The sequence below is a fragment of the Streptomyces sp. NPDC051051 genome (genome assembly GCF_040682975.1).
In the GTDB taxonomy this organism is placed as follows: Bacteria; Actinomycetota; Actinomycetes; order Streptomycetales; family Streptomycetaceae; genus Streptomyces.
Genome location: NZ_JBFBCB010000015.1, coordinates 21,222 through 44,428, shown reverse-complemented (window position 1 = coordinate 44,428; position 23,207 = coordinate 21,222). Strand labels below are relative to the sequence as shown.

The 23,207-nt window shown below is 71.4% G+C and carries 21 protein-coding genes and 2 pseudogenes; 15 read left to right on the top strand and 8 right to left on the bottom strand.

Annotated elements, in window-relative coordinates:
* Positions 1-45: 45 nt before the first annotated feature.
* Positions 46-279: a hypothetical protein gene (locus AB0N31_RS14095; RefSeq protein ID WP_366058618.1), complete on the top strand. Its 234-nt coding sequence runs from the start codon at positions 46-48 to the stop codon at positions 277-279.
* 718 nt (positions 280-997) lie between these two features.
* Here the strand turns inward: AB0N31_RS14095 and AB0N31_RS14090 are convergent.
* Both AB0N31_RS14090 and AB0N31_RS14085 read right to left on the bottom strand, forming a co-directional pair.
* Positions 998-1,855 (bottom strand): TRIC cation channel family protein, encoded by an 858-nt coding sequence (locus AB0N31_RS14090; protein WP_366058617.1) that lies wholly within the window; start codon positions 1,853-1,855, stop codon positions 998-1,000.
* Positions 1,856-1,932: 77 nt separating this feature from the next.
* Entirely contained in the window at positions 1,933-2,244 is a 312-nt protein-coding gene (locus tag AB0N31_RS14085) for a sensor histidine kinase (RefSeq protein WP_366058616.1), read from the bottom strand.
* 372 nt (positions 2,245-2,616) lie between these two features.
* Here AB0N31_RS14085 and AB0N31_RS14080 point away from each other — a divergent pair.
* A pseudogene (locus AB0N31_RS14080) lies at positions 2,617-3,220 on the top strand (IS5 family transposase); the annotation flags it as partial.
* On the opposite strand, the gene AB0N31_RS14075 reads toward AB0N31_RS14080, so the two are convergent.
* Positions 3,210-3,566: a hypothetical protein gene (locus AB0N31_RS14075; protein WP_366058615.1), complete on the bottom strand. Its 357-nt coding sequence runs from the start codon at positions 3,564-3,566 to the stop codon at positions 3,210-3,212. The pseudogene AB0N31_RS14080 and the gene AB0N31_RS14075 sit on opposite strands and share 11 nt — an antisense overlap.
* A 162-nt stretch (positions 3,567-3,728) precedes the next feature.
* On the opposite strand from AB0N31_RS14075, the gene AB0N31_RS14070 reads away from it, so the two are divergent.
* From AB0N31_RS14070 to AB0N31_RS14035, 8 genes are all read left to right on the top strand, one after another.
* Positions 3,729-4,922: a glutamate--cysteine ligase gene (locus AB0N31_RS14070; protein WP_366058614.1), complete on the top strand. Its 1,194-nt coding sequence runs from the start codon at positions 3,729-3,731 to the stop codon at positions 4,920-4,922.
* A 169-nt stretch (positions 4,923-5,091) separates the two neighbouring features.
* Entirely contained in the window at positions 5,092-6,876 is a 1,785-nt protein-coding gene (locus AB0N31_RS14065) for an N-acetylglutaminylglutamine amidotransferase (protein ID WP_366058613.1), read from the top strand.
* Positions 6,877-7,178: 302 nt separating this feature from the next.
* Positions 7,179-9,431 (top strand): alpha/beta fold hydrolase, encoded by a 2,253-nt coding sequence (locus AB0N31_RS14060; RefSeq protein WP_366058612.1) that lies wholly within the window; start codon positions 7,179-7,181, stop codon positions 9,429-9,431.
* 413 nt (positions 9,432-9,844) lie between these two features.
* On the top strand, positions 9,845-10,942 hold the full coding sequence (locus tag AB0N31_RS14055; protein ID WP_366058611.1) for a glutamate--cysteine ligase: 1,098 nt from the start codon (positions 9,845-9,847) through the stop codon (positions 10,940-10,942).
* Positions 10,943-11,346: 404 nt separating this feature from the next.
* Entirely contained in the window at positions 11,347-13,176 is a 1,830-nt protein-coding gene (locus AB0N31_RS14050) for a hypothetical protein (protein ID WP_366058610.1), read from the top strand.
* Positions 13,177-13,274: 98 nt separating this feature from the next.
* Positions 13,275-13,685, top strand: coding sequence for a hypothetical protein (locus AB0N31_RS14045; RefSeq protein WP_366058609.1), 411 nt, complete (start codon positions 13,275-13,277; stop codon positions 13,683-13,685).
* Between the two features lie 55 nt (positions 13,686-13,740).
* Positions 13,741-14,535, top strand: coding sequence for a hypothetical protein (locus AB0N31_RS14040; RefSeq protein WP_366058608.1), 795 nt, complete (start codon positions 13,741-13,743; stop codon positions 14,533-14,535).
* Between the two features lie 18 nt (positions 14,536-14,553).
* Positions 14,554-14,865 (top strand): NIPSNAP family protein, encoded by a 312-nt coding sequence (locus tag AB0N31_RS14035; protein ID WP_366058607.1) that lies wholly within the window; start codon positions 14,554-14,556, stop codon positions 14,863-14,865.
* 141 nt (positions 14,866-15,006) lie between these two features.
* Here the strand turns inward: AB0N31_RS14035 and AB0N31_RS14030 are convergent, their stop codons facing one another.
* Together AB0N31_RS14030 and AB0N31_RS14025 are read right to left on the bottom strand one after the other, a co-directional pair.
* Positions 15,007-15,429 (bottom strand): hypothetical protein, encoded by a 423-nt coding sequence (locus tag AB0N31_RS14030; protein WP_366058606.1) that lies wholly within the window; start codon positions 15,427-15,429, stop codon positions 15,007-15,009.
* A 263-nt stretch (positions 15,430-15,692) separates the two neighbouring features.
* Complete coding sequence (locus AB0N31_RS14025; RefSeq protein ID WP_366058605.1) at positions 15,693-15,887, bottom strand: hypothetical protein; 195 nt, start codon at positions 15,885-15,887, stop codon at positions 15,693-15,695.
* 407 nt (positions 15,888-16,294) lie between these two features.
* On the opposite strand from AB0N31_RS14025, the gene AB0N31_RS14020 reads away from it, so the two are divergent.
* Positions 16,295-16,627 carry a hypothetical protein gene (locus AB0N31_RS14020; protein WP_366058604.1) on the top strand — a complete coding sequence of 111 codons (333 nt, stop codon included), beginning with the start codon at positions 16,295-16,297 and terminating at the stop codon, positions 16,625-16,627.
* Positions 16,628-16,832: 205 nt separating this feature from the next.
* Here AB0N31_RS14020 and AB0N31_RS14015 read toward each other — a convergent pair whose 3' ends face one another.
* A complete protein-coding gene (locus tag AB0N31_RS14015) occupies positions 16,833-17,333 on the bottom strand; it encodes a DUF5959 family protein (protein ID WP_366058602.1) in 501 nt (166 codons plus the stop codon).
* A 498-nt stretch (positions 17,334-17,831) separates the two neighbouring features.
* Between AB0N31_RS14015 and AB0N31_RS14010 the strand changes: the two genes are divergently transcribed.
* The 3 genes and pseudogenes from AB0N31_RS14010 to AB0N31_RS14000 all read left to right on the top strand — a co-directional run bounded on the left by AB0N31_RS14010 (position 17,832) and on the right by AB0N31_RS14000 (position 20,919).
* Positions 17,832-18,233, top strand: a complete 402-nt coding sequence (locus AB0N31_RS14010) for a hypothetical protein (RefSeq protein ID WP_366058601.1) — start codon at positions 17,832-17,834, stop codon at positions 18,231-18,233.
* Positions 18,234-19,244: 1,011 nt separating this feature from the next.
* Entirely contained in the window at positions 19,245-20,042 is a 798-nt protein-coding gene (locus tag AB0N31_RS14005) for a maleylpyruvate isomerase family mycothiol-dependent enzyme (RefSeq protein WP_366058600.1), read from the top strand.
* 656 nt (positions 20,043-20,698) lie between these two features.
* Positions 20,699-20,919: pseudogene (locus AB0N31_RS14000) on the top strand (cold shock domain-containing protein).
* Between the two features lie 15 nt (positions 20,920-20,934).
* Here AB0N31_RS14000 and AB0N31_RS13995 read toward each other — a convergent pair.
* Complete coding sequence (locus AB0N31_RS13995; protein ID WP_366058599.1) at positions 20,935-21,420, bottom strand: hypothetical protein; 486 nt, start codon at positions 21,418-21,420, stop codon at positions 20,935-20,937.
* A 212-nt stretch (positions 21,421-21,632) separates the two neighbouring features.
* Entirely contained in the window at positions 21,633-22,160 is a 528-nt protein-coding gene (locus tag AB0N31_RS13990; RefSeq protein WP_366058598.1) for a GNAT family N-acetyltransferase, read from the bottom strand.
* Between the two features lie 260 nt (positions 22,161-22,420).
* Here AB0N31_RS13990 and AB0N31_RS13985 point away from each other — a divergent pair, with 260 nt between their 5' ends.
* Positions 22,421-22,897 (top strand): SRPBCC family protein, encoded by a 477-nt coding sequence (locus tag AB0N31_RS13985; protein ID WP_366058597.1) that lies wholly within the window; start codon positions 22,421-22,423, stop codon positions 22,895-22,897.
* The last annotated feature ends 310 nt before the right edge of the window (positions 22,898-23,207 follow it).

Sequence of the window (23,207 nt, the reverse complement as noted above, 5' to 3'; positions counted from 1 at the left end):
CACGGACTCCGTGCACGGCAAGGCTGAGGCTGATCCGATCAGCAGGTGCAGCAGGTGCAGCAGGTGCAGCAGGTGCAGCAGGTGCAGCAGGTGCAGCAGGTGAGGGCCGGGATCGAGGCGGCGGAGACGGAGCTCGGCAGGGAGTCGTGCGCCCGCCTCCAGCCTTTCCAGGACCGCTACGAGCAGGCCGTGCGCGATGGCGACGCGGCCCGGCGACTGGTGAGTCCACCAGGTCGTGCCGCCGTCCTCTGGCTGAAGTCGACGGCGGCGTCAGGCTGAGCCTGATACCGGCTCATGGCCTGCGGTCCTCGACGTCTGCCTGCCGGGGCGTGGTCCAGCTGTGGTGAACCCCGTACGGCTCCCGATCATCCGTCCTGGTCACCTCGGGGGTGTCGAAGCCCCGGGTCAGGACCGGACTGCGCAGGGTGCTGTACCCGAGCAGGACGGTCACGGCCGCGGTGAGGCACAAGCGGAGGAGCGCCTCCCCGCTCTCCCGGCTCCCGCCGGTTTCACTCTCCCGGCTCCCGCCGGTTTCCTTCCCGCTCTTGAGAGTTCACACCCGTGGGCGACAGGGATGGGTCCAGGGTCCGCCTTCAAACGGATCTTGCCCAGAACAGGAGTGATGCGAGGGTGAGCGCTGCTTCGTAAGAGGTGGTTGTCTCTCTCACATCGTTTCGGCTCTGGGCAAACTCCGTTTGAAGACGGACCCTGGATCAGATGCCCTCCTACACCTTGGATTAGGGGAGACGCGGCGGTGGTCGGGGCGTACCCGACCTGGACAAGGGGTGCGCTCGCACCAGCACCTCCGCTTCGTGCTGTCTACGGGGCAGTGTGCCGGCGGACCCTCACTCCGGCCGTCCCGGCGCTGCTGCCGGCCGTCCCGGCGGGCGCGTGTTTCCGCTGCTCGCCGTGCCCAGCGGTCAGACGACGACACGATGGCGGCGTGCAGGGACGCGGCCTACGCCGACGGCACAGGCCGCCCGTCGCCGGTCCCCGCTCACTTTCGGTGGCCGAGCCGGTGCAGTCCGGGCTGGTGCCGCACCGTGCGCCCGGCGTGGCTGCGCTGCCTTGGTGATGTCTGCCCCGGCAGGTCGGGGAGACGCAGACGCAACGTGTCCTCGTTGTGGTCGAAGGCCGGCCGGTGCAAGCTCGCAGGAGGGGGCGTTCCCTGCCTGCCGGGGGCCGCCCCAGCCGTGCGTGTGTGCCCGGATCCGACTCGCCACGCCGTGGACCGGGGCAGCCTCCAGTGGAAGTGCATGGCCAGCAGCCGGAGGCCGAAGGCCCCGGTCGCTGCGAGCGTCGCCGTGCCCACGTCGAGAGAGCCCGTGTCGTGCAGCACCGACACGGCCGCCGCGCCGATGATGGCCGGCACGGCGTACAGGTCGGCGTCCCAGCGCATGATCGGGGGCAGTTCCCTGGACACCACGCTGGCCAGGACTCCGCCGCCGACAGCGGTGCCGACACCGAGGGCCGCCGCGGGCACGGCCGGCATCCCGTGTTGCAGTGCCTTGATCGTCCCGGTGACGCAGAACAGGCCGAGTGCCATGGCGTCCAGGAAGTGGAAAAGGTAGGGCTCTCGCTGCAACGGTTTGCCGAAGTACGTCAGCAACGCCGCCGCCAGCGGGGCAAGGGGGTACCCGGGGTCGGTGAAGGCGATGGAGGGCACGTCCAGGACGAGATCACGCATCAGTCCGCCGCCCAGCCCGGAAGCCTCTGCCACAACGACGGTTCCGAACAGGTCGAAGTCCTTGCGGACGCTGAGATGCGCGCCCGAGAGAGCAAAGGCGAAAATACCCAAGAGATCCAACACATACTGTGTCGAGGCAGTCGTCAATATCATTGAAGCGAAGCTCATTTCGGCTCGTCCGGCGATGCGGGTCCCCTGCGAGCGACAGGCGCCCTCCGCTGCTACGCGGATTCGGAAGCCACGGTTCAGCCATGTGGTCGCCGATCGGCGACTGTCACCGGCAGGCGCAGAGGGAACACCGGGCCTTCGCCCGGGACGCTGTCGGCAGTCACCGTGCCGCCGTGAGCCCGGGTGGGTCGGCGGACGATCGTCGGACCCAGGCCACTGCCCCCGGTCTGCCTGGTGCGGGAGCGGTCGGTGCGCCAGAGGTGCTCGAAGACGCGGTCGAGGTCGTCGGGAGCGATGCCCGTCCCTGTGTCGGCGACCTGGATCATCACCTCGTCGTCCCGGTTTGCGCCGCTCAGGGTCACGGCCCCGCCGACCGGTGTGTGCTGCAACGCGTTCGACAGCAGGTTCCCAACGACCTGGCGCGGCCTGCTGTTCCGCAGCGGAGACGGGCTACGGAGGATTTCGGTTCACAAGTCACAGCCCCGCCCGCTGAAATCCTCCGTGCGACCCGGCACTGCCCTGAGATGGCACAGCCGTGCGACGTGGGGTGGGGTCCGGAACAGATACCGAGCGTCTGCCACGTCGTGCAGCGTCAGACCGGCGACCACTGCATCGGCACCGGCCCGTGAGGGACTGTCCAGTAAACGGCTCTGTCCCGCAATCGGCGGTGACGAAGGGTGACGGTCATCGTTGATGTTGCATGCGAGACGTCAACGAGCTTGTGGCCGTGGTGTTTTCGGGATTCGCGTCGTTGGTCGTCGAGGGTGACCCGGTGGAGCCGGGCCAGAGTCTGGGCCCGCCTCCACCGGGTCACCCTCGACGGACTCGGCGCCCGAGGACAGCTGGACCGGTCGCGGTGCGCGATCGACTCCTCAGTGTCCGGGCGACAGAAGAGGGCCCCCGACCGGACCGAATCCGACCGACCGCAGCAAGAGCGGATCGAAAATCCACCTGATCACGGACCGGAACGGGCCGCCCCTGTCATTGGGCATCTCCGGCGCCGACATGCACGACAGCCTTGGCCTGGAACCGCTCGTACGCGGCATCCCGCCCATCCGCTCCCGACGCGGCCCGCGCCGCCGACGTCCGGCCAGGCTCCACGCCGACAAGGGGTACGACTACGACCACCTGCGCCGATGGCTACGCAAGCGCGGAATCCGCCACCGCATCGCCCGCAAGGGCATCGAGTCCTCCACGCGGCTGGGCCGCCACCGCTGGGTCGTGGAGAGGACGGTGTCCTGGCTCGCCGGATGCCGCCGCCTGCACCGTCGCTACGAACGCAAGGCCGAGCCCTTCCTCGCCTTCGTCGGTCTGGCGGCGCTTCTGATCGGATACCGCCGCCTGACCAAGTCCGTCAGGACCTGAGTCGATTTTGCTGAGGATCAAAGCAGACCAGCCCCATCGAGTCCGCGAGAGCCGCTGCCCAAGCGGAGACCTCCTCAGCCCTGCTCCAGCTCATCGGGAAGTGGACGAGCGGGCCACCGGCCCCGCCAATCAACGGCCCTGCGGCCCAAGGCGATGCGTCCTCCACATCATCAGTCACGTCACCCCACCGCTCAACAAGCGCGGCAACGTAAGCCGCGATGCGCTCGGTCGGAGGAGAGTCCACATCCGGCTCCAGGCAGCGGTCGAAGAGATCGGTGAGGACTCGTCCGGCGGTCCTGTCATCCGCCGGCCGCTCTCCTTCCCGGACGGCCAAGCCGTAACTCATGCCCGGAGGCTCTCACACCGCAATGACCAGACAACGTCGACGGCGGACAGGCGCCAAAAGAAACGATGTCTAAGCGGCGCATGTGCCGGGAACTCGGCGTGGGCACTGATCGCCGCGGGTCTCCGACCGGGCGGCCGATCGTCCGGTGGAAAAGGGAGAGACGTGGCCGTTCGCATAGGGGTAGAGGAAGAATTCCATGTCCTGGACATCGAGAGCGGGCTGCTCGTGCCGCGCGCGGGTGAGGTCCTGGGCCGGCTGCGCCGCAGACCCGACTTCACCGCGGAGCTGCAGCAGTCGGCCGTCGAATGGAACAGCCGGGTGCACTCCTCGCTGGACTCCCTGCACGCCGACATCGTCAAGGCGCGGCTGCGGCTCGACGCGGCAGCCTCCCCCCTCGGACTGGCCGTCGTGGCGGCCGGGACCGTGCCGCTCGCGCGGGTGGCCTCCGGCGACACGACCGCCGACCCCCGCTACCGGCACATGGCCGACGAGTACCGGCAGGTCGCCGACGAGCACCTGGTCTGCAGCGCACAGGTCCACGTCGACGTACCCGATCGCGACACGGCCGTACGGATCATGTGTGCCGTCTCGCCCTGGCTGCCCCCGCTGCTCGCCCTGTCCGCCAGCTCGCCCTTCTGGCTGGGGGCCGACACCGGATACGCCAGCTGGCGCACGATGCTGTGGCAGCGGTGGCCCACCTCGGGACCGGCCGGCTGCTTCACCCGGGCCGAGGACTACGACGCCGCCGTCTCGGGCCTCGTCCGCTCCGGGGCGATCAGCGATCCGGGGATGGTCTACTACGACGTACGGCCGTCCGACCACCAGCGGACGCTGGAGCTGCGCATCTGCGACGCCTGCCCGCGTGCCGAGACGGTCGTCCTCGTGGCCGGGCTGTTCCGCGCCCTGGTCGAGGACGCGCGCGCCCGGCTGGAGCAGCCCGGCGCCCAGGACTGCGACGGACGGCACGAAGGGCTGCGGGCCGCGAACTGGCGGGCGGCCCGGACCGCTCTGGAGGGCCCCCTGGTCGACCCCGCCACCGGCCTCCCCGCGCCCGCGCCCGCCGTCCTGCGCGCCATGCTCCGGCGACTGCGCCCGGCCCTGGAGGCCGCCGGCGACTGGGACACCGTGTGCGTCCTCATGGAAGAAACCCTGGCCCGCGGAAGCGCCGCGCACCGTCTGCGCGGGGTCGTCGAGGAGGAAGGCCTCCTCGCCGGCGTCGAGACCCTCGTCGAGGAGACCCGCGGGGGGCGCAGGCAGCGGCCCGCACCGGCGGCCGCAGGCCGGCCCGTCGCGACGACCGGCGCCGCCCGGGCAGGGGGTCCGGCACCGGGCCGGCAGGCGACCCTGCGCGGCTGACACCCCGCAGCCGCACCGACGGAACAAGCAGAGGAGAGCAGCTCACCATGCCCAGCAGCAGTACCGCCCCGCACCGAACCGGCTCGTCCACGTGCTCGTGCTCGCCCGGGGATCCGCCGGCGACCACGTCGCGCCGGGCCGACGGCGCCCCGCGAGGGGGTGGGATCTGATGTGCGGCCTCAGCGGAGAGGTCCGCTTCGACGGCGGACGACCCGACCTGGCGGCGGTCGAGCGCATGACCGACCGGCTGGCCGCCCGGGGACCGGACGGCAGGGGGCTGTGGTCGCAGGGCCCGGTCGCCCTGGGCCACCGCCGGTTGAAGATCATCGACCTGTCGGAGTGCGGGGCCCAGCCGATGACCGACCCCGCGGCGCGGATCGCCGGTGTCTTCAACGGCTGTATCTACAACTACCGGGAACTGCGTGACGAACTGCGCGGTCTCGGCCACAGCTTCTTCTCCGGCTCCGACACCGAGGTGGTGCTCAAGGCGTACCAGCAGTGGGGCACCGCCTGCGTCGACCGCCTGTACGGCATGTTCGCCTTCGTCATCGTCGAACAGGCCACCGGACGGGTCGTCCTGGTACGTGACCGGCTGGGCATCAAGCCGCTCTACCTCACCCAGGATCCGGGGCGGCTGCGCTTCGCGTCCTCGCTGCCGGCGCTCCTCGCCGGGGGCGGCGTCGACACCTCGCTCGACCCCGTCGCGCTGCACCAGTACATGAGCTGGCACGCCACGGTGGCCGCACCCCGCACCGTCCTCGCGGGCGTGCGCAAGCTGCCCCCGGCCACCGTGCGCGTCGTGGAGCCCGACGGCCGCCACCGCGACATCCGCTACTGGCAGCCGTCGTACACTCGCCGGGACGAGTACGCGCACCTGGGCCCGGACGACTGGCGGGACGCGGTGCTCGACGCGCTGCGCACCGCGGTGCGGCGTCGGATGGTCGCCGACGTGCCCGTGGGCGTTCTCCTGTCGGGCGGCCTCGACTCCAGCCTGATCGTGGCGCTGCTGGCCGACGAGGGACAGCGCGACCTCGCGACGTTCAGCGTGGGCTTCGAGTCGGAGGGCGGCGAGGAGGGCGACGAGTTCCCGTACTCGGACCTGGTCGCCCGGCACTTCGGGACGGACCACCACCAGCTGATGGTGCCCTCGGACCGTGTGTCGACCGCGCTGGACGCGGCGATCGAGGCGATGAGCGAGCCGATGACCAGCCACGACGTGGTGGCCTTCCACCTGCTGTCGGAGCAGGTGGCGAAGGAGGTGAAGGTCGTCCAGAGCGGTCAGGGCGCGGACGAGGTCTTCGCCGGCTACCACTGGTACCCGGACCTGGCCGCGGTCCCGAGGCAGCATGAACCCGAGAGGTACGCCGACACGTACTTCGACCGGTCGCACACCGACCTCGCCGGCGTCCTCCAGCCGCATCTGCTGCCCGATCACGACGTGTCCCACCGCTTCGTGGCCGAGCACATGGCGGAGCCCGGCGCCGAGACCGCCCTCGACGCGGCGCTGCGGCTCGACACCCACGTGATGCTGGTCGACGACCCGGTCAAGCGGGTCGACAACATGACCATGGACTGGGGGCTGGAGGCCAGGGTCCCCTTCCTCGACCACGAGCTGGTGGAACTCGCCGCCGCCTGCCCGCCGGAGCTGAAACTCGCCGACGGCGGCAAGGGGGTACTCAAGGCCGCCGGCCGCGAGGTCCTGCCCGCGGAGGTCGTCGACCGGCCCAAGGGCTACTTCCCGGTCCCGGCCGTCAAGCACATGGCGGGTCCCGTCCTGGAGCGGGTCCGCGAGGCGCTGGCCGCCCCCGCGGCCAGGTCACGGGGTGTCTTCCAGGACGCGTACCTGAACAGGCTCCTGTCGGCTCCCGACGATCACCGGACCAGGCGCGGGGCGAACGCGCTGTGGCAGGTGGCTCTGCTGGAGATATGGCTGCAGACGCACGGAATCACATGACCGGCGCACCGGGTTCGCCTCCCCCGCCCCCGATGACGGGAGCCCGACCGCACCCGCACGGGAGCCCGCCCCCCGGCACCTCCGACGGCACGGATCCCGCCGGGGGGATGCCACGGCTGTCCCGCCACGGTGGCCCGGCGCCCCGGGCGGGCACCGCGACGACCGGCGGCCGCACCGGCCCGGCCGACGCCGGCCCGGTACCGGCTTCTACGGGCCCGGTACCGGCTTCCACGGGTCCCGTACCGGCTTCCACGGGTCCCGTACCGGCCTCCACGAGTCCCGTACCGGCCTCCACGAGTCCGGTGCTCGTGCCCCTGCCCGACACCGCCGGGCCGCGGGACACCCCCCGGTGGCTGACGTCCCACGGCTGCTGGTACCCCTCGGTCGACCCGAGCGGCAGGTTCGTCGCGTTCATCTGCGACCGGGGCGGCGTGCCGCAGCTGTGGACGGGACCGGTCGACGGACACGAGGTGCACCTGCTCGACTCCGACCCCCACCCGGTCAAGGAAGTGGCCTGGTCGCCGGACGGCCGCTGGATCGCCTACACCACGGCACCCGGCGGCGGCGAACACACCCGCGTGCTGTGCGTACGCCCCGACGGGACCGGGCGGCGCATTCTCGCCGGTGCCGAGCCGGGCAGCTCGGCGCACCTCGGCTGCTGGCAGCACGACGGCTCGGCGCTGGCCGTCACCGTCGCCGAGCCGGTCGCCGCGCGGCGCGCGGGCGACCCGGAGGAGGGACCCGCTCGCGAGGGCCTCGCCGACCCCGGCACCTACACCGCCCCGCGGGCCGCCGGCTGGGCCTCCCGAGACGGCCGGGCCGTCCTGCTGGGCAGCCCGCACCACTCGGAGGCCGGTCCCGCCGCCCACCCCGGGGAAAGGGACGAGGGCGACAGCGCCCGGGGCCCGCAGCCACAGGACGTGCCCTCCGGGCCGCCGCGGCACGAGACCCCCCGGACCGTACCCTCCCGCGCCCCGGACGCCGTACCCGTCGCGTCGGTGCGTACGGACGCCGAGCTCGACGGCGTCGCGACGGGCCGTGGCGCGGGAGCCCCCGGCCCGCACGGCGCGGGCGGTCCGGACGGGGCGGGCGGCGGGGGACTGGCCGCCTACCTCGTCGACCCCGAGGGGGTCGCTGCCCCCGTCCTGCTGGCGGTCGAGCGCGCCGCCGCCACGCTGCGCGTCTGCGACATCAGCCAGGACGGACGGCTGGCACTGGTACGGCGCGGCCCCCGCGGCCGACGCGAAGCCCTCGTGGTCCGCACCGCCGACCTGCGGACCACCTACGCGCTGCCGGTCGCCGACGGTGATCCGTGGATCGGCCGTTTCTCGCCGGACGGCAGGACGCTGTGGCTGCGCAGCGACGCGGCACGCGAGTTCGCCGCACTGTTCGCCGTCCGCCTCTCTCCCGAGGGGGAAAGGCGGGCACTGGTCGTGGCCGCCGAGCGCGCGGACTGCGGACTGGAACTGCTGGCCTTCGGCCGTGACGGGCACACCGCGGCCCTGGCCTGGAACGCGCGCGGCGCGAGTGAGCTGGAGATCCTCGCCCTCACACCGGCCGGGGGCACCGGGGAAGCCCTGGCGGGCCCGCCGCGGGCGGTGCCGCTGCCGCACGAGGTGGTGACGCGCATCGCGCCGGCCGAGAACCGGGCGGGACCGGTGCTGGCACTGGCCGGATCACAGCGCCGCCCCGGCGTGTGGTGGCTCTCCGACGGCGCCGCGCTGCGTACCCCGTGGTCGTCCCGGGACGAGGACGCCGTCCCGCCCGGCCGTCCCCCCGTACGTCCCGTACCGGTGCGGCTGACGGCACGCGACGGACTGCCGCTGAGCGGCTGGTACTACCGCGCGCCCGGCCGGGGGCCAGGAGATCCGGCGCCCTGCGTGATCCACCTCCACGGCGGACCGGAGGAGCAGGAGAGGCCGGTGTTCAACCCGCTCTACCACGAGCTGCTGGGCCGGGGCCTGGACGTCTTCGCTCCCGACGTGCGCGGCTCCTCGGGCCACGGCCGGTCGTTCGTCGACGCCGACCTCGGCACCGGACGCTTCGCCGCGATCCAGGACGTGGCCGACTGCGCCGCCCACGCCGTGGTGGCCCGTCTCGCCGACCCCCGGCGGCTGGCCGTGATGGGACGCTCGTACGGCGGCTACCTGGTGATGGCCTCCCTGGTGCGGCACCCGGACCTCTTCCGCACCGGCGTCGCGGCCTGCGGGATGTCCGACTTCGCGACCTTCTACGCCGGTACCGAGCCGTGGATCGCGGAATCGGCGGCACACAAGTACGGCCACCCGGAACACGACCGCGAACTGCTCCGCGCGCTGTCCCCGATGACCGGAATCGACGCGCTGCGGGTGCCGGTCCTCGCCGTGCACGGCGAACACGACACCAACGTGCCGCCCGGCGAATCCGAACAGTTCGTGCGCGCGGCCCGCGAACGCGGCGTGGCGGCCGAACTGCTGACACTGCGCAACGAGGGCCACGACTTCCTGCGCGCGGACAGCCGGCGGATCTACCGCCGGGCCGCGGCCGACTGGATCGAGCGCCACCTTGCGAGGTGACCCCGCCGCCGGGCGCCCGGGGTGCGCCGGCCGTGCACCGGTGGCTCGCCTCCGCGCCGGAAGGGACCGTGACCGGCCTCGGTCTCGCCGGTGACGCCCCGGCCGGGGCCCGCCGGACGGCTCCGGTGGGCCGGTGGCCCCGCTGCCACCGGGCGGGCCCGGCCCCGGAACGGTCCGGACGGCGGCCCACCCCCGGGACCGCGCCCGGCCCGCGAAGCCCGCCGCGGAAGCGATGTGCTCACCTCGCTCAAGCTCTCGTCGGCACATGCGCCGGGTTAGTGTGGAAGCGGTCGCGGCGCTCGCAGGCGGACCGGATCCGTGTCTCGTTCCCGGGCGATCGACACCGTCGGACGAGTGTGAGCGCGTCGCGAGCCCGGCCACGGCAGTGACCTCAGGGGAACAGAGGGCGGTCGATGACGACGATCGGCGTGGAAGAGGAATACCTGCTGGTTGACCCCGTCGTGGGCCTTCCGGTGCCGTACTCGGAGAAGGTGCGTCTGACGGCGGACCTGGCCGACCTCGCGCACGGTAAGGAGCTGCAGCCCGAACTGCTCCAGGTCCAGGTCGAGGTGGCGACTCCCGTGTGCGGCACGCTGGAGGAGGTCGGCGGGCATCTGCTGCGGCTGCGGCACGCGGTCGGCGCGGCCGCCGAGGAGCACGGCTGCCGGATGGTGGCCGCGGCGACACCCCCGCTGCGGGACGGCCGGCCCGTGGGCGTCACCGACGAGGCGCGTTACCGCGCCATGATGGTGCAGGCACCTCAGCTGGTGGCCGAGCAGCTGGTCAACGGCATGCACATACACGTCGCCGTGCCCAGCCGGGAGGCGGGCGTGCAGGTGCTGAACCGGATCCGGGTCTGGCTGCCGGTGCTGACGGCGATGTCGGCCAACTCCCCGCTGTGGGACGGCCACGACACCGGGTTCGCCAGCTGGCGCACGGTGATCTTCAGCCGCTGGCCGGTCACCGGCGTCACCCCCTCGTTCCGCGACGCGGCGGACTACGACCGCCGGTTGCAGCGCCTGAGGGAGAGCGGTCTGATCTCGGACACCGGGCAGGTGTACTGGCAGGCCCGCCTCTCGGAGCGCTATCCCACGGTCGAGGTGCGCTGTGCGGACGTCCAGCTCCACGCGGACGACGCCGTCATGCTCGCCGGAATCGTCCGGGCTCTGGTGGAGACGGCCCTGGCCGAGGCGACCGCCGGCCAGGCACCGCCGCCGGACCGGGCGCCAGAACTGCTGCAGGCCGCCATGTGGCACGCCGCCCGGCACGGGCTCGACGACACCCTGGTCGACCCGAACGGCGACCGGCGCCGCGCCGGCGACGTGCTGTGCGGGCTGCTGCGGCACATCGCCCCCGCCCTCGACGCAGCCGGCGACACCCGGCAGGTCACGGCCCTCCTCCACCGCCTCCTGCAGGACGGGACCGGTGCCGACCGGCAACGGGCCGCCCTCGCACAGGGCGGTATGCGCGCGGTCATCGACCTGCTCATCGGGGAAAGCACCGCGCCGTGAGCGCTGGGGCGGGTCCATGACTTCGCCCTGGACAGGGGCGCCTCCCGCCGGCCAGACCTGCCACCGCGATCCCCAGAGCCGGTCTCGCACCCAGACTCCCTCGTAGCGACGCCGAGGCGTTCCGTCCAGTTGGTTCACCGTCTTTCACTCCATCGAGCAGCTGCGGGTGAAACCTGCCCAGCCGCATCACGGCGGCAGTACTTTTGCCGTCGCAACCCTCGACACGGGAGTGACCGGCGGCCATGCTCGTCACCCCGTCAGGCCTCGTCCACAGGGGGTTCGGCCGCGTGCCGAGGCGGCCGAAGCGACCGGTGGGGCCGATGCGGGCCGACGTGCCCGGAGCCGCCCGACGGCAAGCTGCGACAGGGAATTGACAGATCATCAGGGGGAGCGACGTGTCTGGCGTGAGCCTTCCGGAACACCGCTACAGCCGTACGGAGGCCACCCGCCTGCTGTGCGTCGGCGTCTACCAGGACGCGGGCTTCCGCCGACGCGTCATCGAGGAACTGCTCGATCACCGCGAGCGTCCGGTCGCCGCACCCAACGGGGTCGACGTCCTGCCCGTGCTGTCCCACGCCCTGCGGGTGACCCGGCAGGAGGCGCGCGCCGCACTGCTGATGCTCGGAGCCTGGGCGGGCTTCTTCCTGTCCGACGTGATCATGTTCTGGGACAGCCTCTCCGACCGCTGGGGGGACGGCGCCGACGTCGGCTTCAGCGACGTGGTCGCCGCGTTCTTCGAAGGCGACGACCGGCTCACCGGCGGGATGCCGCTGCCCTGGTCCGTGCTGTACGCGATGGTCTGCCTGGCGCTGTGGTTCGCCCGGACCGCCGGCGGCGGCGGCAGCGCCGCCCGTTCTGCGGGGTTACCGGACCCGGTCGCCAAGGCCGCCGACGGCGCCGGTTCCCTGGTCTCCCTGGGAGCCGGGGCGTTCGCCCTCTTCTACTGGTTCTGGTACGTCCGCGGCGTGCTCGGCGGCGACGTCCAGACGCCGTACCCGCTCCTGTTCCCCCTCGCGATGACGCTCGTCGCCTGGTGGTACCAGACCTGGCAGCGCAAGGCCCTGTGCCTCCGGCTGGCCCGCTGGACCTTCCCCACCGCCACCCAGCCGGAACTGCCCGCCGGGCACCTGTACGAGATGGTGCGCGACGACGTCCGACGGGAGCAGGAGGCCGCGCTCACCCTGTACGGCGACGACAGCCCGTTCGTCGGCCTCGGTGTCCAGGGAACTCCCTGGTCGTTCGCGATGGAACTGCGCAAGCGCGCCCCGGGGACCGACGGGGCCGACATCGCGGACGCCGCTCCCGACAGCACCGACGGCGCTTCGGTGCCCCACCAGGTCAGCGGCCCCCTGACCGCCGATTCCGCGCTCTCCCTGATCGAACCGCAGCTGACCCGGCTGCGCGAGTCCGCCGCCCTGAGCGGCCGCGACCGGCTTCGCGACCTGGAGGTCGAGCGGTTCGTCTACCTGCCGGGAGGCGTGGCGCGCGACGAGGAACTGGAGGTCGGCGGCGTCCCCGACCCGGCCGCCCTCCCGCACGGCACCGGCCGGGGCCTGTCCGTCTACGACCCCGCCCAGGTCGCCGCCCATCTCCGGGAAGCCGTCGACGAGGGGGGTGAGGGGCGGCGCGTGTTCCTGCGCGTCCGTGTCGGGGCCTGGCACGAACAGGTCGTGGTCACCGTCCTCGTCCGCGTGCACACCCAGGGCCGCATGCTCATGCTCGAAGTGCTCCCCTTCGTCCTCAGCCCCGTCCGCAAGGACTTCCGCTCCATCGACACCTTCGTGGACAAGCTTCCCGAGACCTGGATCCGCGCCGCCCTGCGCGCCCTGCGACAGGCGCCGGCGATCGGGGTCGACACCGGCATCGGCGGACTCGCCACCCTGACCAACGCCCTCACGACAGGCTGGAAGGACAGCGAGGCGCTCCCGGACGTGCCGCGCGTCTCCCTCCGCGAACTGGTGAGCACCGACCGGCTGTCGGCCTTCCAGCGGATGGACAGCACCCGCTATGTGAAGACGATCCAGGAACGCATCGTCAACGGAGTCCGCGAGGCCCTCAAAGCCCACGGCTACCGCACCGAGGAGTTCGAGCAGCACGTCTACCAGCTCAGCGGCGGCAGCGTCTTCATCAAGGACATGTCCGGCGGCGCGGTGGCCACCGGCAGCCACGGCAGCGCCGCCCACCACGCCGGCGCACCGCCCTCGTCGGCGACCCGCGCCGGCCACACCCCCTGAGACGCGCACACGGCCCCGCCGGGCCGACCACGCGCCGACCCCACGCCCCGAAAAGCGCACCACACGCCCTGAGGAACCCTGAGAAAGGGGACGCCCCCATGTCGAGCAGCGGACACAACGGTCCGGAGCAGCCGCCGAGCAGCGGCGGCAGCGTGAGCATCGGCTCGATGACCGGAGGATCGGTCGCCACCGGCAGCCACGGCACGGCCACGTCGTACAACACCACCGGCGCGGGAGCGGATCCCCGGCACGCCGAACTCCTGGCCGCCATCCGTGACTTGCGCGGCGCACTGCCGCCGGTGGCGGACCGCAGCGCCGAGGACGCGACGCTCGACGGCGAACTCGCCGAGGCCGAGGCCGAGATCGCCGGGGCCGGCACCGCCGGCACCGGCCGGCTCACCCGACTGCTGGGCGGAGTACGGAGTTGGCTCGGGTCCCAGGGCGCCGCCGTCGGCGCGGTCGCCTCGGCCACCGCCGTCGTCCAGGGTGTCGCCCAACTGCTCGGCTGACGAGCCGGCCCCACCCGACGACGGACCCGCCACCGTGGCAGGGAGGACAGCAGCGATGAGAGTGTTCGACACCGAGCGGCAGGAGTGGGGCGGATCACGACGTGAACGCCTCTTCCACGTCGAGCAGTACCTCGACCTGCCGCGCCAGCGGAGCGCCCTCCAGCGCACGGCGGTCGTCCTCGCCGTGTGCGGGGTCGCCTTCGGCACGTGGGCCCTGGCCTGGAAGGACGAGCCGGAACCCTATCGTCCGCCGGCCCAGGAGGCGCCCGTCGATCCGGGCGCGACCGACGACGGCGCCGCGGGGGAGGAGGGGGAGGAGACGACGGCCGACCCGGGCGTCGCGGAATCGCCGTCGCCGCCGTCGGGCTACGAGGCCCTGGACGACTCCGAGGGCTTCCGTATCGCCCTGCCCGAGGGATGGTCCCGCGACAGCGACCCGTCGCAGTACGGCATCGACGTCGTCGAGTACCGCGCTCCCGACGGCATCCGCAGGATCCAGATCTTCCAGCTCATGGAGGACTCCCCGCACGCCTCGGTGGTCGAGGCCCGGGCGACGGCGAGCAAACTCGACGGGTACCAGGAGATCCACGTGCAGTACGTGCCGGATCCGTCCGGGAACGAGGCGGCCGAGCACGAGTACACCGCGGACGAACTCAGCGGTGAACCCGCCGCCGGCTCCGTGTACCACGTCATCGACCACCGCTTCGAGGCCGCCGACGGAGAGCGCTATGCCCTCATCGCCTACGGCGCACAGGACGACGGAGCCGAGGACGAACGCGAACTGCTCGACACGGCGCGCGCGTGGTTCTGCCCGCCGTCCATGCAGTGCCCGGCGCCGGAGCCGTCCTGAACACGCCATGATGCAGCCATGATCACGATTCATCTGAAGTACGAGATCGACGCCGACAAGCTCGACGACTTCGAGGAGTACGGCCGCCGGTGGGTCGGGCTCGTCAACCGTTTCGGCGGGACGCACCACGGCTACTTCCTGCCCAGCGAGGGCGACAGCGACATCGCCTACGCCCTCTTCTCCTTCCCCAGCCTCGCCGCGTACGAGCAGTACCGCACGGACAGCATGTCGGACCCGGAGTGCCGGGCCGCGTTCGAACTGGCGCGCAGCACCGGCTGCATCAGGCGGTACGAGCGCCGCTTCCTGCGGCCGCTGGACGGCGTGTCGTAGGCGAGGGTGAGGACACGGCCGTCGCAGCCGTGACGCAGGTTCGCGTCCTGCCGGGGCCGCTTTGCGCGAGGTGCCCGGGACCCCGTCACCGTGGTCCCGGGACAGGCACAGGGGCCACATCGCACAGCGGTACCGGCTTCCCTAGTCGGCGGTGACCCCCCAGTAGCCGATGTGCGCGGGCCTGCCGTCGCGGTAGAGGACGGTGCAGTTCCCCTGGGCGCGGTCCGGGAAGTCCAGCCGCTCGGAATCGAGAGCGGCGTCCCATTCCTCGTAGGTGGGCCGGCCGTGAGGGGCCCACGCACGCACCTCGGCGTCGGTCAGCGGTCGCATGAACGGACCGTCGTGGGTGTCCGCGGCCTCGATCATGAGAGGGAAGTCCAGCACGGTGCCCGTGCCACCGGTGAAGATGTACTCCTGCCACTCCGGGTCGCGCCACAGTTCCTCGACGGACCGGCCCTCGAAACCGTGGTCGTCCCGCGCCAGCTCCTCCTCCTGGGCCTGCCGGAACGCGGCCGCCGGATCCGGCTGATACGGGCCCGTGCGACTCCATGCGTTTCCGCCCATCTCCATCCCCTCCCCATCCGAACTGCTTGATGCTGCTTGATCAAGACCAGAGCGTAAGGGACGGCACCGACAGGGCACCCCGCCCGACGATGATCACAACCTGTAAACCGACCGCAGCTCCCGCGGGGAGTGGTTTCCTCCCGGGCAGGCCCTTCGGCGTGTGCGAGGCCGTGCCGCACGCGTGCCACCGGAGTCCGCACGGTGTCCTCGTCTCTCAGGGAGTGCCGGGACGGTCGGTGACCGCACCCGTGCCCGGTGGCTCCTCAGTAATGGCTCATCACCACAACGGAAAGGCACGCGACGACCGCGACCGCACAAAGACCGGTGAGGGCGATCAGCGCACAGCCGAGCGCTCCCGTGGTCCAGGCGATCGCGGACCAGCCGAACCGTGTCGCTCGTTCGGCCCGCTGGACTGCTTCGTGGTGGTCACTGTCGTCGCACCAGCCGTGATCAGCCATGTTCCCCCCTCTGAGGACTCTACGGTTCGGCCGGGCTCCGGGCCGTCACTTCTGCCGTACCCGCCTGCTGTACCGGGTAGCGTCCGCTCAGTGAATCTCCACCTCTCCGACGACCTTCCTGACGGGCTGACGCAGACGGCCCGGTCCTTCGTCGGTTCGCACGGCATCAAGGTCGGCACCAGGTCGATCGAGGACCACAGGCGGTGGTGGCTCGAGCGGGACGTACCGGCGGCAGTGATCGACCGTATGGTCGCCTTCCAGCAGCGATGGGGCGGCCTGGTCCTGCCGCCCGGACCGCAGTACGACGGGGGCCCAAGTACTTCCACCCTGACGCGCCGGAAGGATCGCCCTCCGGAGGGTGGTCGTTCGAGGCAGGGGACCAGCGGAGTGCAGTCCCCTACTCGTTCATGATCGGGCCCGCCGACGAGTTCGGCATCCACTCACATCGGTGGACACCCCTGCACGCCACCGTCGAAGGGTGGGTGGAATCGCTCGCACTGGCCCACCGTGCGTCCCTGTGCGCGAAGCAGATCACCAAGGTCACCGGCGACGACGTCGACGGCATCGCGCTGGACGGCTACGAGCCGGTGCGAGAGGTGAAAGGGCTGGCAGACACCTGGTGGCGAGGAACCGACTCGCTGGTGGCGGTCTATTCGGGGGAGGCCGACTGCTTGTCCTTCCCCGCGGCTCGCACCGCGTTGATCTACTCCGGCCTCGACGAGTGGGGGCCGGGAGGATGAGCCGAGGACACCGGCGGCCGAAAGCACCGGAGAACGCTCCCCGACTCGTCGCCGGTCTCGTTTCAGGGGAACCGAGCTTTCTCCGCTTCGGCAGGCCGGCCCGCATCCGTGCGCGACGCCCACGGGCACAGTGCCGGATTCCGGATCAGGCCGTGGGCGGCGGGGGCGCGGAGCAGGTGGGCACCCTTCACAGCGTGGACAGCGGTCATGAGCGCGAAGCCGGCGAAGGCGGACCAGAACCAGGATTCCGTGGATGTCGTTTTCGGTCCGGACTCCACTCGTAGACACCGAAGGAGGGTTCCACCACCTCGCGGGGCCAGCGTCGGCGAACCTCGTCCAAACGGCGACGCTGATCATCCACCCAGCCCTCTCCGAGGGCCACGGGCACGGTCACTGTCACCATGGAACCCGGTACGTCGTCGACGATGACGTCGGGGCAGTCACGCTCTCCGTCGAGTCGGATTCTGATCTCGGGCGCGCGACCTCCCATCCAACTGATGTCCTGCCCCGCCGCTGACGAGTCGAGAGCTGTTTCCCATTCGGCCAGGTCGCCGGGCGAGAGCCAGACTTTCAGTCGCCCACTGACGAACCCGGTCGTCACCAGGACGTTCGCAATCAGCGTGTCATGACCCGTCAGCACCCCCGGCATGTACCGTCCGGTCACCTGTACGACGACGCTGTTCCCCTCGTCGTCGGCGAGACGCATCAGGTCCACCGCTCCTTGCCCGCTCATGTCCCCCCGCTCTTGGCGCCCGTCCATCTCCGAGGCTTCGGAGCGACCCGATGCACGACAGGCTAGCTCCGGCCACCGACATCAGCTCCTGCTGGAGCACACCATCATGGACACCCGCGGACGGTCCCCCAGGTCACGCAGGCGCTCGCACCGCTTCGGGATGAAAAGGTCATGTGCCGCGGTCCGGGTGCGATGGCCGGTGCGGGCGACGCCGAGAGCGTCGATCGCCTCATCCCACCTGGGGAGGAGTGAAGCAGCCGCCTCCGCGCCACCGTCTCGGTTTCCGTCTCGTTCAGCCCCGTTCACGGCCGTTCGGAGAAGTCCACGCGTCGGATCAGCCACACGGGCCGACCGTCCATGAACGTGGGTGAGCGCCCCGTGCGTAGCCCGACACCCCACCAGCACAGTGGGAAACAGTGGGAAATCGTGCACGGCAACGGGGATGTCAGAGGCTGGGCCTACAGTCCGGGTATGGCGATCAGACCTTCAGTACGTTGGCGTGCGCGCGTGGACGAAGAGGCGAGAGAACTCACGGTCGGGACGCGCGCCCCGAGCGATGCTTTCCTGTCCGAGCTCTTCCCCGAGTCGCTGCTGGCGGCCACCGACGAGGCCCTGCACGCGTTCGAGTCGGAGGTGGAGGCTCTCCGGGACCAGGACGACGAGCAGGTCTTCGATGTGATCAAAAGCGTCGTTCTGGCGCTGAACGAGATCAACGAGAAACACGGCGGCGCCGGTTACGAGACCGAGGAGCGTGAAGAACTGTGCCTCTACATCGATCAGAGCCTGATGGAGCACGGCGTCGACGTCCCGGCGCTGGCGGCAAGGCGAGGCATCGACCGCGCCGAGATCACGGATGACTGGCGGGACTGGTAGCCGTCGCTGTACGGCAACGGAGTACGGCGATACCAGCAGCCGTCAGTGCCCGACACCGGCCCTCACGGTCCTCCCGGCAGCTTGTACGACCTCCGATGACCGCTCTCTGTGGAGAGCTGCGGATCAGAAGACCGTCCAGACGCACACCGGTCGGCCCCACAGGACAGCTACCTTTGGCCCGTGAACGGCAGAAGCGGATGGATCGAGGCGGCAGCCTGGTCTGTTGGCCGGTGGGGCCTGACAACAGTGGCGTTCCGCCTCATCGGGCTGCTCATCCACGACCTCAAGAGCTGGCCGACGTGCGCCGCGATGGCCGTCGTTTCGATCGCCACCGGGGAGCTGTCGGAGCGATGGCACCGCCGTCGGCGAAGGATGAAGTCACAGACGTCTCCGGACACCGTCCCTTGATGAGGATCTGCGAGAACGGCCAGGCCCGCTCTCGATTCCCCACCTGGTTGCGCGTGCATCGAAGGCCGGAGTCGCCCGTCCCCGCAGGGTCCGGCGGCACGTCGCCCCCGGTGAGGCGGTCCCGCCCCACCCGGAGCCGGTCGCGTTCGCCCTCGCGGTGCGCGACGTCCGCGCGCTGCGGATCAGGACCGCAAGTCCGGCCACCGGTCTGGTGTCCGCCGCGGCCTGAGGTGTCCCGGCCGAACCCCGTCCCTGTCGGCGCCGAACCCGCCGGGCCCGGCCCGGCCGGTTCTCCTGGCGTGACATGAACTCCCGACCCGACCGGTCCCCCCTGCCGTCGTGACCTCCGCGTCCATCACATCGAACGGCAGCATGACCGCGCGCACCGGGTGGACGTCACGTCGCCGAGGTGCCCGGCCGCGCGGCGAGGCCGGAGCACCCACAGGCACGACGCCGGGCGTACCGCCACCACCGGCGTTCTCGCAGCGGTGCGCAGCTTGTCACCCGAGCGGTGGGAGACGAGGACGACGTCCGCGATGGCCAACCGGCGGCGACTGTGAAAATCGCTGTCCGATCACCGGAGCACGGTGATAGACATCCGGGGTGGAGAAGAGTCTTGAGTTCCCTGACCTGCTGCGACTGATCGATGAACGGTCGACCGCCTTCCACGCCGCGGTCGCCGCCGCGCCCAGTCTCGACGCACGGGTGCCGACCTGCCCCGAGTGGACGCTGTTCGATCTGGTGAAGCACCTGGGTGGGGGAGACCGTTTCTGGGCCGCCATCGTCGGCGCGGGGCCTGCCGACGCTCCCCCGGCCGAGGCCACCGCTGCGCGCGCCGCTCTGGAAGTGCCGCGGGAGCGTGAGGCCCTGCTGGCCTGGCTGGCCGCGTCGACGCAGCTTCTGCTGAGAGCTCTGCGCGAGGCAGGACCGGACGCCGGCTGCTGGGCGTGGTGGAGTGCCCTGCAGACGCCGCGGACCTCCGGCGGAGTCGCCCGGCACCGGGCCCAGGAGACCGCGGTGCACACCTACGACGCCCAGCTCGCCGCGGGCGCCCCGCAGCCGCTGCCGGCCGAGGTCGCCCTCGACGGTGTCGAGGAGTTCCTGTTCACCTGCGTCGCGACGCCCAGCGCATGGCCGCACAAGCCCACGGCCTTCGACTTCCACGCCGCCGAGGGCCCCTCCTGGCGCCTCACGGTCGACGGCGACGGCGCACGCTCCACCCGCATCCCCGCGCCCATGGCCGCGACCGGCGAGGACTCGGACGCAGCCGGCGCCTCCGTCCATGGCACGGCCAGTGAGTTGGTCCTCTACTTGTACGACCGTATCCCGGCCGACTCCTTGCACGTTGACGGAGACGCAGGGCTGCTCGACCTGCTCCGCGCCTGGGAGCCGGAGGAGTAGGACGTAGCGGGGGCGGTTGGCCGCGCCTCGATCCGGTAGGACATGACTCTTCGCCAGGTTCGTCGGTCGCGGCACCGGGCTCAAACCCGCGAGGCGGCCTCGGGGCGTCACCAAGCCGACCGTCCACCCGGTCGGAGCTCGAACTCACGACCTCCGCACGATCAGAGACGAATACGTCGACAGCCGGGCAACCGCCGACCGGCTCGCTCTCAGTGCCCAGCGAGCCGGCGGTTCTGCGTCGAGGCCGATGCCTGGCCGCGCTCCTGGTCCCACGAACCCGCCAGATGATCATTTGTCAGGTAGGCCATAGGTAGCTGCTCTCCTCCCCAACCTGCTCAGCGGCGACCTCCGCTCTCGCCATCGGTGTACCCATCGCCTGTTCCCGCGCGGGGAATCCAAGTGAGCATGTCCGGCCAGCACCTGAGCGGCGGGTGGGGAAAATCGAAGAGCCTCATCACCTTCGGCGATCCGCAGCACGAGCGCACCAGGTCGAACGGGGGCAGCGGGGAATCACGGTGAAAGCAGCCAGGCCCGACGGGACGGCATCCCGGCCGTTCGCCCCTCTCGGCGACCGCCCCGGCCTCAAAGAGCCGCAGCATTCCAAGCTGAGGTGCCAAGCCCGCCGACGCGAAGAAAGCCGTGGGGTTCCGTCCACGGTGACTGCGACTGTCCGCGAGTGGGACGACGAGGAGGGGTGGGGCGTTCTCGACTCCCCCGACACCCCGGCGGCTGCTTCGGTCACTACTCCGACATCCAGGCGACCGGCTTCCGCACGTTGTCGCCCGGACAACAGGTTGACCTCACGTGGGAGGCCCCGGGCTTCAGGCAAGACGGGTATGACTACCGTGCGGTGAGCATCGTGCCCCGGCCGACCTGACATCCACATCTGACATCAACGACGGCGAACGCCCACGGTCTCCGGCTCGGCAAGTCGTCGGTCGCTGAGGTGGCCGGTCTGCTCCTCCCAGTCGGCAAGCCAGGGGCCGAGCGTTCCGGACGCCTCGGCACACATGGCGAAAACCTGGTGCGCCGACACGACCGCATCCGGGCCGGTGAGGCTCTCCACCAACCAGGCGTGCAGGAACTCGCGTACCGAAGCGGCCTGTTCGTCGGGCCATTGCTGCCAGCGGCCGCGGGCGAAGGAGTCTCCGGCTTCTTCCAGTCCGAACAGGGCTTCCGTGCGACCGGCCACCAGGGCCGTGGCGAACTGCGGCAGGATGCGGCGCAGCACGGCCGCGTGATCGGTCCAGTCGGGGGCCTGCCAGGTCCGGCGCAGGAGGTCCGGCTCCAGTTGCACACCCGGCGTCTTCAGAAGGGCGAGCTCCTCCGAGCTGCCCCAGTGACATTCGCAGTTGTGCTCGTCCGGATGTGCGGTCATGCCGTGGAAGGTGACGGAGAGGTTCTCCAGGGCGATGCTGAGGCGGCGGCGTGCGGGACGCTCGGCGAGATGCAGGATGTGCCCGGCCTTCTGGGACTCCGTACGGCTTGCGCCGGCCGAAGACCCCTACGTCACCCGGTGAGGTGAGGCCTTGCACTGGTCGCTCTGGCGTGGGGCCCAGGAGAGCCGACAGCGACGCGAAGGACGCTGTCTCAGACTCGAGGGGCCGCCGGAGCCGTGGGCGGCGTCGGCGGTACCGGCGCGATGAGGAAGTCGTACTCGGGGCGCTCCCATCCCACCGCGGGCGGGTTCGCGGGCGCGGTTCCGGTGTGCACCGCGCCCATGCTCCGGTAGAAGCCCTCGGCCGGCGGATGCGCCACCACCCGGACGCGGTCGAGCCCGGCGGCGCGCGCCTCGGCCCGCAGGTGGGCGACGAGCAGCCGTCCGATGCCGCGGCCCTGCGCCTCGTCGGCGACGAACAGCAGGTCGAGTTCCCGCGGGGCGAGGAGCAGCGAGTAGAAACCGAGGACGCGGCCCTCGTGCTCGGCGTCGGCGACGGCCACGAAAACGCGGTGGGCCTCGATGTAGCCGGGCCCGACCCGGTAGTCCGCGACCATGGCCGCGTACCGCCCCTCGTAGGCCCGCGAGTCACGCACGAGCCGCGTGAGCCGCTTGGCGTCCTTCGCGACGGCTCGCCGTACGGTGACCGGTCCGCTCCGCGGTGTAACACCTGACGTCATACCGAGAGTATTACGCATCGGGAGGGTGCCCCACGCCGGGGTGATCCGTCCGCCTCCTCGAACTCCTCGATCCTCTCGACGATCTCCCCGACCCTCTCGACGCGAGGACATGATCCGGGGAACGGGACGATGCAGTCGTATCCGGCGGGACCCCGGGTGCTCGTCGCCGCGGGCCCGACCACCTGTCGGGCCGATTGTCCGGTGGGCGACCGCCCGGTGGCCGACGGCCCCGGCATCGCCGGTGAGAAGGGAACGCGCAGATGAGCAGGGTCAAGGAAACGGTCGAGGTGGAGGTCCCCGTCCGTACCGCCTACAACCAGTGGACGCAGTTCGAGCAGTTCCCCCGGTTCATGGAGGGCGTGGAGGAGGTCAGGCAGTTGGACGACCGCCACAACCACTGGACGACCAAGATCGGCGGTACCCGGCGCGAGTTCGACACCGAGATCGTCGACCAGCTCGCGGACGAACGCATCACCTGGCGCACCACCAGCGGCGACATCCAACAGAAGGGCACGGTCCGGTTCGAGCGCCTGGACGACACGCACACCCGGGTGGAGCTCGTGATGGACGTCGAGCCGAGCGGGATGGCGGAGAAGGCCGCCGATGTGCTCGGCACGATCGACCGGCGCGTCAAGGGCGACATGAAGCGCTTCAAGCAGTATGTCGAGGAGCGTGGGAGCGAGTCCGGAGCCTGGCGCGGCCGCGTCAAGCCGGGCGACGCCGGCCCCTCGCTCTGACACGACGGCCCCGCTCCCGGTCCGCGGCGGCTGCCGCACAGGCAGGACAGGCAGCACAGGCCGCACGGGCAGCACGTGCGGTACAGGCCGTACGGGCAGCACGTGCGGTACAGGGAACACGGGCCGCCGGACCGGCCGCGGCGATCGTCGAGGGGCGGGATGCGGGAAGACGCCTCGACCCGTACCCGCACCCCTGCCCGTGGATCCGGGGGAGGGAGGGACGCTCCAGCCCCCGGATCCGGGGCGAGGGGGAAGCCACCGCGAACGTCGGCGCGGACCGTTCCGCCCCCGGTTTCAGCACGTTGAAACC

Excerpts from the sequence above, each read along its gene's own strand:
- AB0N31_RS14010 (WP_366058601.1), top strand. The coding sequence starts at position 17,832 with ATGGCGATCAGACCTTCAGTACGTTGGCGTGCGCGCGTGGACGAAGAG.
- AB0N31_RS14040 (WP_366058608.1), top strand. The coding sequence starts at position 13,741 with ATGAGAGTGTTCGACACCGAGCGGCAGGAGTGGGGCGGATCACGACGT.
- AB0N31_RS14015 (WP_366058602.1), bottom strand. The coding sequence starts at position 17,333 with ATGCGTCTCGCCGACGACGAGGGGAACAGCGTCGTCGTACAGGTGACC.
- AB0N31_RS13990 (WP_366058598.1), bottom strand. The coding sequence starts at position 22,160 with ATGACGTCAGGTGTTACACCGCGGAGCGGACCGGTCACCGTACGGCGA.
- AB0N31_RS14075 (WP_366058615.1), bottom strand. The coding sequence starts at position 3,566 with ATGAGTTACGGCTTGGCCGTCCGGGAAGGAGAGCGGCCGGCGGATGAC.
- AB0N31_RS14030 (WP_366058606.1), bottom strand. The coding sequence starts at position 15,429 with ATGGGCGGAAACGCATGGAGTCGCACGGGCCCGTATCAGCCGGATCCG.
- AB0N31_RS13985 (WP_366058597.1), top strand. The coding sequence starts at position 22,421 with ATGAGCAGGGTCAAGGAAACGGTCGAGGTGGAGGTCCCCGTCCGTACC.
- AB0N31_RS14035 (WP_366058607.1), top strand. The coding sequence starts at position 14,554 with ATGATCACGATTCATCTGAAGTACGAGATCGACGCCGACAAGCTCGAC.
- AB0N31_RS14090 (WP_366058617.1), bottom strand. The coding sequence starts at position 1,855 with ATGAGCTTCGCTTCAATGATATTGACGACTGCCTCGACACAGTATGTG.
- AB0N31_RS14025 (WP_366058605.1), bottom strand. The coding sequence starts at position 15,887 with ATGGCTGATCACGGCTGGTGCGACGACAGTGACCACCACGAAGCAGTC.
- AB0N31_RS14045 (WP_366058609.1), top strand. The coding sequence starts at position 13,275 with ATGTCGAGCAGCGGACACAACGGTCCGGAGCAGCCGCCGAGCAGCGGC.
- AB0N31_RS13995 (WP_366058599.1), bottom strand. The coding sequence starts at position 21,420 with ATGACCGCACATCCGGACGAGCACAACTGCGAATGTCACTGGGGCAGC.
- AB0N31_RS14065 (WP_366058613.1), top strand. The coding sequence starts at position 5,092 with ATGTGCGGCCTCAGCGGAGAGGTCCGCTTCGACGGCGGACGACCCGAC.
- AB0N31_RS14020 (WP_366058604.1), top strand. The coding sequence starts at position 16,295 with ATGATCGGGCCCGCCGACGAGTTCGGCATCCACTCACATCGGTGGACA.
- AB0N31_RS14055 (WP_366058611.1), top strand. The coding sequence starts at position 9,845 with ATGACGACGATCGGCGTGGAAGAGGAATACCTGCTGGTTGACCCCGTC.